Annotated in this window: 10 protein-coding genes; 7 read left to right on the plus strand and 3 right to left on the minus strand. The window is 45.5% G+C overall.

The window, feature by feature from the left end:
* Window positions 1-202 precede the first annotated feature (202 nt).
* From QUB33_RS07555 to QUB33_RS07570, 4 genes are all read left to right on the plus strand, one after another.
* On the plus strand, window positions 203-409 hold the full coding sequence (locus QUB33_RS07555; protein ID WP_333349086.1) for a hypothetical protein: 207 nt from the start codon (window positions 203-205) through the stop codon (window positions 407-409).
* A gap of 236 nt (window positions 410-645) precedes the next feature.
* The gene (gene uvsE, locus QUB33_RS07560; RefSeq protein WP_333349088.1) at window positions 646-1,590 is read left to right on the plus strand and encodes a UV DNA damage repair endonuclease UvsE; all 945 of its coding nucleotides are present in this window, start codon (window positions 646-648) and stop codon (window positions 1,588-1,590) included.
* A gap of 584 nt (window positions 1,591-2,174) precedes the next feature.
* Complete coding sequence (locus tag QUB33_RS07565) at window positions 2,175-2,846, plus strand: SOS response-associated peptidase (protein WP_333349090.1); 672 nt, start codon at window positions 2,175-2,177, stop codon at window positions 2,844-2,846.
* Window positions 2,847-2,997: 151 nt separating this feature from the next.
* Window positions 2,998-3,384, plus strand: coding sequence for a VOC family protein (locus QUB33_RS07570; RefSeq protein ID WP_333349092.1), 387 nt, complete (start codon window positions 2,998-3,000; stop codon window positions 3,382-3,384).
* Between the two features lie 120 nt (window positions 3,385-3,504).
* Here QUB33_RS07570 and QUB33_RS07575 read toward each other — a convergent pair whose 3' ends face one another.
* Window positions 3,505-4,122 (minus strand): CP12 domain-containing protein, encoded by a 618-nt coding sequence (locus QUB33_RS07575; RefSeq protein WP_333349094.1) that lies wholly within the window; start codon window positions 4,120-4,122, stop codon window positions 3,505-3,507.
* Window positions 4,123-4,607: 485 nt separating this feature from the next.
* Between QUB33_RS07575 and glpX the strand changes: the two genes are divergently transcribed.
* The 3 genes from glpX (at window position 4,608) to QUB33_RS07590 (ending at window position 10,327) form a co-directional block, all read left to right on the plus strand.
* Entirely contained in the window at window positions 4,608-5,645 is a 1,038-nt protein-coding gene (gene glpX / locus QUB33_RS07580) for a class II fructose-bisphosphatase (RefSeq protein ID WP_333349096.1), read from the plus strand.
* Window positions 5,646-5,790: 145 nt separating this feature from the next.
* Window positions 5,791-7,083: a glutamyl-tRNA reductase gene (locus QUB33_RS07585; RefSeq protein ID WP_333349099.1), complete on the plus strand. Its 1,293-nt coding sequence runs from the start codon at window positions 5,791-5,793 to the stop codon at window positions 7,081-7,083.
* A gap of 223 nt (window positions 7,084-7,306) precedes the next feature.
* A complete protein-coding gene (locus tag QUB33_RS07590) occupies window positions 7,307-10,327 on the plus strand; it encodes a UPF0182 family protein (RefSeq protein ID WP_333349100.1) in 3,021 nt (1,006 codons plus the stop codon).
* Between the two features lie 286 nt (window positions 10,328-10,613).
* Here the strand turns inward: QUB33_RS07590 and QUB33_RS07595 are convergent, their stop codons facing one another.
* Both QUB33_RS07595 and QUB33_RS07600 read right to left on the minus strand, forming a co-directional pair.
* A complete protein-coding gene (locus tag QUB33_RS07595) occupies window positions 10,614-11,174 on the minus strand; it encodes a hypothetical protein (protein ID WP_333349102.1) in 561 nt (186 codons plus the stop codon).
* A gap of 252 nt (window positions 11,175-11,426) precedes the next feature.
* Entirely contained in the window at window positions 11,427-12,377 is a 951-nt protein-coding gene (locus QUB33_RS07600; RefSeq protein WP_333349104.1) for a PIN domain-containing protein, read from the minus strand.
* Between the last annotated feature and the right edge of the window lie 158 nt (window positions 12,378-12,535).

Consider the following 12,535-nt stretch of genomic DNA (forward strand, 5'->3'; position numbering starts at 1 on the left):
TGCATCAATTGTGAATTTCTTACTCCCGAGCGAGCGAGTTGGGGGAGAGTTGGGGTGGGGTAAAAAATTTACGACTCCTGCAAGGATAGCTATATAGCATCCTCAACTATTAAGCAACATCTCTGACTTAAGATAGGCGATCGCCCGCAGCAGCTAAGTCTAAGCTAGAAATTGTTCCATAAACCTAAATGAGGAAACAAAGATGAGTAGCGGTCACGCCAGCCATAAAGGCTCTTCCACAAAACCCAATACCAACACTAACGGTCAAATTACATCCCCTGACGACCAACCCGCTGATCCGCTAAATCAAGAAACATCCGGTTATCCGTTCCATAACGAAGCAAAGGAAAATCCTGTTGCCACCGCGCGGCCCGGCGAAGAGGCTGAGTCTGGCGAAGAACAGCAATAGTTATATCGATTAAATTGGCATCGATATGCTATCTGCGACGCGGTTGATTAGAGGTTTGATAAGAATTAGGTTTGTACTAATTACATCTTGCACTTCCAGAGTCCGCCAGCGATTTCAATCTCTGCCGGACTCTTTAGGCAGGTTCAGTAGTACCTAAAAACTTCAAGACTAAAAACTCAAGTCCTTACGAAAAACCTATTTAACATAATAAAATTAAAGTTAGGGATTATTGCTAAATGAACGAGATTAACCAAGTAGTGGAACAGGAAAAATGGCCGGAATTGGGATTAGTCTGCATTACAACATCCGATGCAGTTCGCTTTCGCACTGTGACGCGGAAGCGACTTTTACAGCTTTCGGAAACTGAACAAGAAACAGTATTGCGCGAGCTTTATGCAGACAACTTAAAGCGGCTTGACAAAGCGATCGACTTCTGTTTGGCTAATCAGATCAAGCTCTACCGCATGACTTCTGCACTGTTCCCTTTTGCAGATACAGATTTGGGGGAAGCAGTGCTACACTCCATGACTGAGGAATTGCGGACTACGGGCGATCGCGCTATTTCTTTGGGCATCCGCTTGGTACTCCACCCAGATCAATTTGTCGTCCTAAGTTCCGACAAGCTTTCTGTGGTTGAAAACAGCATTAAAATTCTCGCCACTCATGCTTTAATTTTAGATATGTTGGGACAGCCCCGATCGCCCCAGGCACTGATGAACATTCACGGCGGCAAGAGCGATCGGAGTTCGCAGCTCAAATCAGTCATCCGCGACTTGCCAGAATCAATTCGATCGCGCTTAACGTTTGAAAATGACGAATACGCTTACAGTTCCTCGGAAATTTTAGAAGTTTGTCTCGATACCGGCGTACCAATGGTTTTTGACGCCCACCACCACGTCATTCACGAACATTTAGAAAGTTACGACGATCCCAGCGTTGCCGAAATGTTCGCCGCAGCCCGCACAACTTGGTCGGTTCCTGAATCGCAATTAGTACACATATCAAATGGCAGAGAATTTTTTGCCGACCCGCGCCACAGCGATGTAATTACAGAAATGCCTAATTGTTATTATCAGGCTCCTTGGATTGAAGTAGAAGCTAAATTCAAAGAATTAGCTATTGAAAAGTTGCGCGCCGAATGGTTGTCTGCGAATGTTCCCCAATTTAGCAGTGTCTCGTAGGGACGGGTTTGACAAACCATCTTTGCCTAACACGCATAATCTCGAAAACCCGCCCCGCCGGGTCGGGTAAATCCCAATCTACCTTTTTGTTAACTCAATCGGCGTAAGTCCCCCGCTATAACGGTACTCCGTTTAGCGCGGGGATATAAGCCGAGCAAGGTCTATAAAGAAATCTACAATTCTCGGATTTTCTAACAGAAACCTGTATGATATAAGTGGTTGCGACCCACCCACTCGGCTGCAAACAAAAGGTCACAGTAGCAGTAATATGCTTACCAAGGGAACTAGCGAGAGAAAGGGGGAAAGAACAGACCGCTGGTTGGTAAGGTAACGCCCTGCCGAAAAAGATAACCCAAGTTTGTTGTACGAAGAAAGATTTTTGCCTTGGGAAACAGGGCGACTGCGTGGGTTCCTCTAGGAAGGGGATAAAGGCCCAAAAGCCAGAGATGCTGTGTAAGACTCGGATCGTCTTAGGTGACGAATACCCAGTAATGGGATACCCAACAGAGCAACGGCAAATGAGACACGAAGCCTACACGCTCACCGAAGGTCAGTGCTAGGTATTTCACTACCAACTATAAATTATGTGTGGACGATACACTTTAACTACTTCAGGTCAAATCATAGCCGAATTCTTCAAACTTTCGGCAGTTCCCGACATCGAACCGCGATACAATATCGCCCCAACTCAATCAGTTGCCACAGTAACAGTTGAAACAAAAAAAATGCAGCGACAGTTTCAATTTATGCGCTGGGGTTTGATTCCAAGTTGGGCAAAAGACATGAAAATGGGCAGCAAGATGATCAATGCGCGATCGGAAACTGTAGCCGAAAAGCCTGCTTTTCGCAGCGCAATCAAGCACAGGCGATGTTTGATAGTCGCTGACGGTTTCTACGAATGGCAACAGCAGGGAAAGAACAAACAGCCTTACTATTTTCAAAAGGCAGACGGCGAACCTTTTGCTTTTGCCGGTTTGTGGGAAAATTGGGAATCTCCAGAAAAAGAAAACATTGTATCTTGCAGTATAATTACTACCGATGCTAACGAAACAGTGCAGCCAATGCACGATCGAATGCCAGTGATACTCCCCGACAGCGATTGGGAACAGTGGCTAGATCCTTCTGTTAAAAATGCTCAGGAAGTTTTGCCCCTGTTAAAGCCCTATGCTTCCGAAGCCATGAAAGCAAAGGCGGTAAGTGCGATCGTCAACAGTCCAAGTAGAGACACTCCCGAATGTATTAGCGATCGGCAATAAATCATTGGACCGGACAAAACCGAGATAGTTTGAGTTATGATCTAAAATGATGTTTGAGCTGTAGACTTTGGTTTTCTAAGGATCAGTTTAACTCAGTTGTTATTTGCTCAAACATTTTTTTAATCTTAACATCAGTTAGAAAACAAAAAATATGATCGGATACGTTACACTCGGTAGCAACGATATTCAAAGCGCAGCAAAGTTTTATGATGCTTTGCTTGCTGAAATTGGCGCTAAACGATTCATGGAATTCGACGGATTTATCGCATGGAGTGTTTCTCCCAATGGACCAGCACTTGCTATTACAAAACCATTTGATGGTAACAGAGCAACTGTTGGCAATGGAGTAATGATAGCTCTTCAAGTTGACAGTCCCGAAAAAGTCAACTTAGTTTATAACAAAGCGATCGAACTTGGGGCTAAGGATGAAGGACCTGCAGGGCCAAGAGGCGTGTTGCCGGGGTTTTATGCGGGATATTTTCGGGATCTTGATGGGAATAAGCTGAACGTGTTTTGTATGACAGAGCCAAACACTTAAGATTTTTATTTTTCGTGAGGCGAGCCGAAAAAAAGCTATTTCCGATCGTTAGCTATTAGTTATCAATCCATAAATAAGAGTTGATAACTAATAACTAATGGCTAATGACTAATAACTAAATTAACTCTCGTAAATCCGCGCTTCAGCAGCCTCGGGATTTTCCTCGCAATACTCGTCAAAAGCCGTTTTTTCAAGCTTCATCGATCGCTGGTGAGAAGCCTCAGCCTGCATTTCCTCTACAATATCCCACGCTACCGCGCACTCTCTAGAAGTAGCACCTTTCTCGGCACAGATAGTTCTGGCATCCGCGATCGCCTGTTCGATTTCTTCCTCAAATAAAACACTTTTTGGCTTCTCGACAAAATCACTTTTTGTCAAGATATCCGTTACCGAAATAATGCCCAGCAGTTTGTCTTTAATCACCGGAGCTCGGCGGATTCGGGTATTGGCGAACAACCTCGCCACGTATTCCACGCCCAAGTCTGGATTCACCGTGATGCAGGGTTTGGTCATAATCTCGAAGACGCGGACTTTCTGGGGGTCTACTCCGTAGGCTGTTACTTTGTAAACAATATCCGTTTCCGTCACAATGCCGTAGGCGTCTTGTTCGTGGCGGCGTTCCACAATTAAAGCGCGCAAACACAGTTCGTTCATCATCGCGACTGCTTCAGCTACAGTTGCTGAGCCGCGAATGGTAACAACTTCTGTGGTCATAATATCTTGGGCTTTCATCATCATTTTTTATTGCTTCCTACTTATAAAGTCTAGTGCGTCCCGATTGGCGGCTGTCCATTTGATTCGTCATCATTAAGACTTACCCTCAGAAACCCGGTTTATACCAAAATATTGGGTTTAGTAACGATAAATCCGGTCAGCAACCGGGTTTCGGAGAAATCGTGCGATCGCAAACTAATCATAAAACCTTTAACGCCACTCGGGATGACAAGTTACCTGAAATAGCCGATTCCCCGGAACCTCCGGAGTCCGCCAGTTCCAGTTCAGACGGGGCCAGCGTGCGAGTGCCCCAGCAAGAGTGAACTAATGGGGGCGATCGATTTGAGCTTGTTGGGATCAGATTTTCCAGCCCCAGTCTCAAAGAAGCAAAAGTTAACACAAACTAAGCAACTGCTTGCGCTCGCACAGATCCCCGCCTCTGATAAACTTGATTGCTGGGAGTGCAAAAGAGCACAAGGCACGCATCAGCAGTTGGGAGGATCTAGTTCGTGGACAATGTAATCGGTTTAGAGATTATCGAAGTAGTTGAGCAGGCAGCCATAGCTTCCGCTCGCTTGATGGGCAAAGGCGAGAAAGATGAAGCCGACAGAGTGGCTGTAGAAGCCATGCGGGAGCGCATGAACAAAATTCATATGCGCGGCCGCATCGTGATCGGCGAAGGCGAACGCGATGACGCACCCATGCTTTACATCGGTGAACAAGTAGGTATTTGTACCCGCGAAGATGCCAAAGATGTCTGCAACATAGATGAATTGATCGAAATTGACATCGCTGTTGACCCCTGCGAAGGTACTAACCTCGTGGCTTACGGTCAAAACGGTTCGATGGCAGTTTTGGCAATCTCTGAAAAAGGTGGTTTGTTTGCGGCACCGGATTTCTACATGAACAAATTGGCTGCTCCTGCGGCTGCTAAGAATCATGTAGATATTCGCAAAACGCCCACTCAAAACCTCAAAATTATCTCTGATTGTCTCGGCCGCAGTATTGAAGATTTGGTGGTGGTGGTCATGGATCGCCCCCGACACAAAGATTTAATAAATGAAATTCGGCAAGCGGGTGCAAGAGTTCGGCTGATTAGCGACGGCGACGTTTCGGCAGCGATTTCTTGCGCGTTTTCTGGTTCCAACATCCACGCACTTATGGGTATTGGCGCTGCACCCGAAGGTGTGATTTCAGCAGCAGCAATGCGCTGCTTGGGCGGTCACTTCCAAGGACAGTTAATTTACGATCCAGCAGTTGTCAAAACTGGTTTGATCGGCGAAAGCAAAGAGAGCAATATCGCCCGCCTGAAAGATATGGGCATCACAGACCCAGACAAGATTTACAATGCTGAAGAGCTGGCATCTGGAGAAACAGTTCTGTTTGCAGCTTGCGGGATTACCCCCGGAACGCTGATGGATGGAGTTCGCTTCTTTGGCGGCGGCGCTCGCACTGAAAGTTTGGTAATTTCTTCTCAGTCGAAAACTGCTCGGTTTGTGGATACAATCCATATGTTTGACCATCCGAAATCTTTGCAATTGAATTAGTGATTAGTTAGTGGTTAACAGTTAAATGTTAACAATTAACAGTTAACGGTTAACAGTCACCGGTGATTAGCAATTAGCGATAAACTAAGAACTAATAACAGGTGACTGTTAACAACTAAGAAAGAAATAGTGACAAATCACAGATATGAATATTGCAGTCGTAGGTCTCAGCCACAAAACAGCGCCGGTAGAAGTTCGCGAAAAATTGAGCATTCCAGAACAGAAAGTTGAAGCGGCGATCGCCCAATTGCGCGGCTACCCGCACATTCAAGAGGTTGCCATCCTCAGCACTTGCAACCGCTTAGAGATTTATATTGTTACCAGCGAGTCGGAACCGGGTGTGCGAGAGGTTATTCAGTTCCTTTCAGAATGCAGTAAAGTTCCTTTGCAGTCTTTGCGTCCTCACCTGTTTATTTTGCTGCACGAAGATGCGGTGATGCACTTGATGCGAGTGGCTTCTGGCCTCGATAGTTTGGTTCTCGGAGAAGGACAAATTTTGGCTCAGGTGAAACAAACTCACAAACTCGCCCAGCAGTACAAAGGTGTAGGCAGAATTTTAGAGCGCTTGTTCAAGCAAGCTCTCACAGCAGGGAAGCGAGTTCGCACGGAAACTAGCATCGGTACCGGTGCAGTTTCTATCAGTTCGGCGGCGGCAGAATTGGCTCAAATGAAGGGTCAGCATTTAGCAAGCAGCAAAATTGCGATTATCGGTGCTGGCAAAATGTCGCGGCTTTTGGTACAGCATTTGCTCTCAAAAGGAGCTAGCCATATTTCGATCGTTAACCGCTCTGTGCGTGGCGCCCTGGAGTTGGCCGGTCAGTTTAAAGATGCTGAATTGCACCTGTATCAGCTCTCGGAAATGATGCAGATAATTGCCAGTTCGGACTTGGTTTTTACCAGTACGGCAGCTACCGAGCCACTGTTAAATAAAGCTAAATTAGAATCGGTTTTAGACCCGAATCGCCCTTTGATGTTGGTGGATATTTCTGTGCCACGCAACATTGATTCGGATGCGAACGAACTCGCTAATGTGCGATCGTTTAATGTGGACGACTTGAAAGCAGTGGTAGCTCAAAATCACGAAAGTCGCCGCAAAATGGCAATGGAAGCTCAGGGCTTGCTGGAGCAGGAAGTAGAGGCTTTCGATCTCTGGTGGCGCAGTCTGGAAACTGTTCCTACTATTAGCTGTTTGCGGGATAAGATAGAATTGATTCGGGAACAAGAGTTAGAAAAAGCTTTATCGCGTCTGGGTGCGGAATTTTCGGAGAAACATCAAGATGTGATTGAATCTTTAACCAGGGGTATTGTGAATAAGATTTTGCACGATCCGATGGTACAGTTGCGCGCTCAGCAGGATATTGAGGCGCGGCGGCAAGCGATGCAAACTTTGCAAACACTGTTTAATTTGGATGTGGATGTCAATCAGCAGTACAGCTAGTTTGTCATTAGTCATTGGTCATTAGTCATTAGTCAGTTGACAGGAAAGCAGTTGGCAGTTGACAGGAAAGCAGGAGTCAGATTATGTCCAGTCAATTACCATGAATAAAAATGCCTCCCACTCTTGCGGAAAAAGTATCGTTCGGGAGGGGCAATTGCTTGAACCTGAGATTAGTTATTATTCAACCAATAACTAATGACTAATAACTAATGACTAATAACTAATGACTAATAGGCGAATTTATCAAATAATCCTACTGATTGTAGGGCTGTGGCTGGTTTTGGAGTTGGCCTCCCGCATTGCGGCAGAAATTCTCTGGTTTCAGGAAGTTGGATATCTTCAGGTTTTTCTGTTAAAGCTCAAAACTCAAGGGTGGCTGGGGGCGATCGCAATTGCTGTTTCTTCTGTCTTTTTGCTCGGAAATTTGGCTTTAGCCCGCCGCCTGCAACACCCCGCAGAAGAAATGAAATCGCCAGTTGCGGGGGCGCTATTCGCTTCACTGAGTGCGAACAAAACGGGGAAGAATAGCGGGAAGAATTACGAATTACCTGTTGCTAAATCCCAAATTACCTTTTCGTGGTTGCTGTTAACGGTATTCGGATTGAGTTCGATCGCAGCTTTGACACTAATTCACTGCGGGCTGTTAGCTGCAAACAGCCTCACCTATTTTGGTATCGCTGGCAATTTGCCTGCACCGCCAGTGCAATTGGGAATTGAGTCAATCCAACAAATAGCAGTGCAGCTATTTTCTCGCTGGTGGCAGTTGGGCTTGCTGCTGGGGACAATGTTAGCTGTGGTAATTAAGCCTGATTTTTGGCTGCGGGCGAGCGCCATTTTTATCAGTTTGGCGATCGGGCTTATTTTCGCCAGTCGCTGGACAAATGTTTTGCAATATTTTCACCCTATTAATTTTAACACAACCGACCCTCTTTTCAATCAAAATATTAGCTTTTATGTATTTATTTTGCCAATCTTAGATTTGCTAGGATTCGGGATGACAGTTGTATTTTTGTACAGTTTAGTATCTTGTGCTTTAACATATTTGCTGTCTGGAAATAGCCTGAGCCAAGGGAGATTTTTGGGGTTTTCTCGATCGCAGCAGCGGCACTTGTACGGGTTGGGTGCAGCTTCTATGCTAGCCACCGCCTTTCGCTACTGGCTAGGGCGCTACGCATTGCTGTATGCGCGGGGAGACGTTACTTACGGGGCAAATTATGCTGACGTGACGGTGCGGCTGCCCTGCTATGGATTTTTGAGTATTTTGGCGGGGGCGATCGCGGTTTTGATGCTGTGCCAGGTTTACCCATTCAAAATAAAAAATGAACTCATAAAAAAGATTATTTTAGCGTGGCTAACTTTAAGTTTTTTGGGAAGTTGGCTGCTGCCCACCATTGTGCAGCTACTGCTAGTTAAACCCAACGAATTAGCACGGGAAAAGCCATACATTCAGCGCAGTATTGCCTTTACTCAAGAAGCCTTTGACCTCAACAATATAGAAATAAAAACTTTCGATCCCGCCGGAAAACTTACTTATGCCGACTTAGAAAAAAATAAACTTACTATTAGCAACATCCGGCTGTGGGACAAGCTACCGCTGCTGCAAACCAACCGACAGTTACAGCAAATCAGACCCTATTATACATTTCCTGATGCCGATATCGAGCGCTACACAATCAAAAATGAAAAAGCAAAAAAAGGAGATTCTGAAAGCCAACAAGTGTTTCTGGCAGCGCGGGAATTAGATTACACAGCAGTTGCCCCCGAAGCTCAAACTTGGGTGAACAAGCACCTGGTTTACACTCACGGTTACGGCTTTACTCTTTCTCCGGTAAATACAGTCGGTGTCGGCGGTTTACCCGATTATTTCGTCAAAGATATTGGAGTTGCAGCCCAGGAAGGAGAGACTGCTTTGGAAGTAACTAGCGATCAAATTCGGGCCAGTATTCCGATCGGCTACCCGCGAATTTACTACGGCGAAATTACCGATACAGACGCGATGGCGCCCACAAAAGTCGAAGAATTCGACTATCCCAGCGGCGAAGACAATGTTTACAACACTTACAGGGGTAGGGGCGGAATTGCGATCGGTTCTATGTGGCGGCGCTGCCTGTTTGCTAATTATCTCAAAAATTGGCAAATGGCGCTGACGCGCAATTTTACGCCAGAAACTAAATTGCTGTACCGTCGAAATATTAATAAAAGAGTCCGGGCGATCGCTCCTTTTTTGCGCTACGATTCCGACCCGTATTTAGTAGTAGCGAACGCCAATCTTAGCAATGATGATATAGAAAAAGAAAAAGATGAAAATGGCAACGAGATTAAACCTTCACCCTCGGCCACTGATAAATCTCCCAACTATCTTTACTGGATTATCGATGCCTATACAGCGAGCGATCGCTATCCCTATTCTGACCCAGAAAATCATCAGTTTAACTACATCCGCAACTCCGTTAAAGTAGTAATTGATGCGTACAACGGGTCGGTTGACTTCTACGTTGCCTATCCATCCGATCCGATTATTAACAGTTGGATTGCTATCTTTCCCGGACTCTTCAAACCCCTTGACAAAATGCCTCCGGCTCTCCGCAAACATATCAGATATCCAGTAGATTTGTTGAGTATTCAATCAGAACGTTTGCTAACTTATCATATGGAAGACCCGCAAGTATTTTACAATCGGGAGGATTTGTGGCGAGTTCCCAATGAAATTTATGGCAGCGAACAGCAGCCCGTAGCACCGTATTATTTGATTATGAAGCTGCCAACTGAAAAAGCCGAAGAATTTATTTTGCTGCTTCCATTTACACCAGTAAGTCGCAACAATTTAATTGCTTGGATTGCAGGGCGATCGGATGGTAGCGAGTACGGAAAATTGCTGCTGTATTTATTTCCCAAACAGCGATTAGTTTACGGCCCGGAACAAATAGAAGCTTTAATTAACCAAGATCCGGTTATTTCCGAACAAATCTCTCTCTGGAATCGCCAGGGTTCAAAAGCAATTCAAGGAAATTTATTGGTAATTCCCATTGAACAATCTTTACTTTATGTGGAACCTCTTTACTTAGAAGCCGAACGCAATAGTTTACCAACTTTAATCAGAGTTATTGCTGTCTGCGAAAACCGCATCGTCATGGCAGAAAATCTTGACTTGGCACTGAAGGCACTTTTTCAGCAACAATCTATCAATAAACCAGCAATTGTGCGACCTGTAGAAGGAACTCAACCAGCTTTAAAGAGTGAATGATATCAATTCCGGTTGCACTCCTCATGATTGTTGACTGTTGACTGTTGACTGTTGACTGTTGACTGTTGGCAGTTGACTGTTGGCAGTTGACTGTTGACTCTGGGTCGAAAAACGGGATGGTTGAGTGTTAAGTGTTGACTCGATTTTATTATTCCGATGCAACCGGAAACGATATAAATTACTGCGATTTCTGTTCGCTAGCCGCCTCGATATCCTGCCACCAAACATCGACATAGGGCCACATCAATCTCTCGTCTCCTCCAGAATCTAGTTTCACTGTCGCCTCCTAACGACCAATATCCGTGAGCTCGCCAGTTTTGCCATTCAAATACAATTGTTTGGGATGGTCGGTGATAATTTCTACCCTTTGATTCAACAACCGCAGCATCTGGGTAGAAGAACCCTGAAAGGGATTTTTGCCTTTGATCGCATAGCCGCCAATCAAAGAAAAGTACATTGAAGCTAGGAAAAACGCTGTACATAAACCCACAATTACGAGTGTTTTTTGTTGTGAAAAACTGGTATAAGCGCTCGTATATCCTACGCTCATAGTTCCAAAAAACAACAAATTTGGCAGGTATAGCCCATCTTCCAGAAACACGCTACCAAAAAACAGGAGGACTACCTGAAAACCAAATAATGCAGCCACCCAACTCCACCCAGTTAGCAAAGATGCAGATAGTAGCCCATTCATTGCAATAGTAAGGGCGATCGCCATTGCTATTGCCCCAAGTGGCGCTGCATAATCGTACTGTCTGAAGGGAAGAAGAAAAAAAAAGACTAAAGCATAAGCAAAACCCGCAAAAGCCAGTGCTAATCCACTAATTATTTTGTTCCCGTTCAGCATGACGATGGATTTTTAGAACACTAAAGTGAAGCGTTCATCTTCTGTTGTGATAGTAGCCGTTGAAAATTCCCAGCAGACTAAGGCCAGGAACTCTAACCGTAGGGTGCGCCACAAGGAGCTTACCGCTATATTTAGGGGAGCGAACCGATTTGTTAACCAAGCGTACTATCCCAGTTTCCGAAGGTGCAAGATTAACAATGACCGAAGGCAGAAGTCAACCGGATCTAAAGGTAGACTTTTGAGAAAACCAGATTATTTAGGGTCGATCGACTTAACAAATTGTTGCACAGGCTGCGGGAGAGCCGGCACAAAAGTTTTTCTAAAACCCCTAACATCGAACACTCGCCACAAAATACCAACCGCTACCGTCAAGAAAAATAACGCTCCCAAAAAATTGAACGCGCTAGACAGAAAACCGCCACCCCTTTTTTTCGGAGGTGTAATATGTTTTATGCGATATACAGCCGGCTCGTAATCTCTCGACTCCTCGCGGCTGCGCCGCGGCGTTTTGGGGCGCGAACTCGCAGTGCGCTTCTCAGTCAAACCCGTTTTATTAGTTTTAGTAAAACTGCTAGCCGACTTCAATTCAGAAGCGCCGCGGGTTCCCGTTAACTGGCTAGCTGAAGCCCCCGTTTTGCCTACAGCAGCATCCTGAATTCTGCTGTTAGGGCGCTGAGCCGATTTGCGTTCGGCGAGGGTACGCATCAAACTTTGCAATTGCTGAGTCGCCGCCGGCGGGCGTTCTCCTTTCCTCGCCCAATTTAACAGCATCGCCCCGGTAATCCCGCAGAGATTCGTAGCGCCTACAGAAGCCAGCCGCTTCAGCAGAGGCTGGCTGTTGGAAACAAAAATCACCAATGCCTCCGGGTGTTCGGTCGCCAAACCGTAAACGCACTGAGCCGTGGCCACCACGAGCATTGCTGGCTTGCTTTGATTTTTGATCGAAGGTTCGAGAGCTCGGTGTGTTTCCTGAGCGTCAGTTGCAATCCAGCCACTGTCGGCAAAAAATCGCATAAACTCTCTCGCTACTTGCTCTTGAGCTTTTTCCACCGCTTGCCCTGTCAGACGATCTATTTCGTCGTACACTACTTCCGGGATATAGCAAGTTCCCACCTTGGCATATTCTTGCCACACTTGGGTTCTACCAGTCATTAAAACATCTGCATCAAAAGTTACCAATACAGGAGGAAGTTGATTAGCCATGACTTTATCCTAGAGGCTCAGATAAGTTATTTAAACTTAATCGCTCAAGTTTAAACAAATTTTGGGTTATAAAAAAATCAACTTTTGGTAGTAGATAAATTGCCCTGGGCGCGGGTATTAATTGGAAATTAGTAGTTAGGAACCAGATCGCCCTTCAG

The sequence above is a fragment of the Microcoleus sp. B3-A4 genome (genome assembly GCF_036705385.1).
Classification (GTDB): Bacteria; Cyanobacteriota; Cyanobacteriia; order Cyanobacteriales; family Microcoleaceae; genus Microcoleus.

What these genes read in the sequence shown, in the direction of transcription:
- QUB33_RS07590 (WP_333349100.1), top strand. Translation starts at nt 7,307, where the DNA reads ATGACTAATAGGCGAATTTATCAAATAATCCTACTGATTGTAGGGCTG.
- uvsE (WP_333349088.1), top strand. Translation starts at nt 646, where the DNA reads ATGAACGAGATTAACCAAGTAGTGGAACAGGAAAAATGGCCGGAATTG.
- QUB33_RS07565 (WP_333349090.1), top strand. Translation starts at nt 2,175, where the DNA reads ATGTGTGGACGATACACTTTAACTACTTCAGGTCAAATCATAGCCGAA.
- QUB33_RS07600 (WP_333349104.1), bottom strand. Translation starts at nt 12,377, where the DNA reads ATGGCTAATCAACTTCCTCCTGTATTGGTAACTTTTGATGCAGATGTT.
- QUB33_RS07555 (WP_333349086.1), top strand. Translation starts at nt 203, where the DNA reads ATGAGTAGCGGTCACGCCAGCCATAAAGGCTCTTCCACAAAACCCAAT.
- QUB33_RS07595 (WP_333349102.1), bottom strand. Translation starts at nt 11,174, where the DNA reads ATGCTGAACGGGAACAAAATAATTAGTGGATTAGCACTGGCTTTTGCG.
- QUB33_RS07570 (WP_333349092.1), top strand. Translation starts at nt 2,998, where the DNA reads ATGATCGGATACGTTACACTCGGTAGCAACGATATTCAAAGCGCAGCA.
- QUB33_RS07585 (WP_333349099.1), top strand. Translation starts at nt 5,791, where the DNA reads ATGAATATTGCAGTCGTAGGTCTCAGCCACAAAACAGCGCCGGTAGAA.
- QUB33_RS07575 (WP_333349094.1), bottom strand. Translation starts at nt 4,122, where the DNA reads ATGATGATGAAAGCCCAAGATATTATGACCACAGAAGTTGTTACCATT.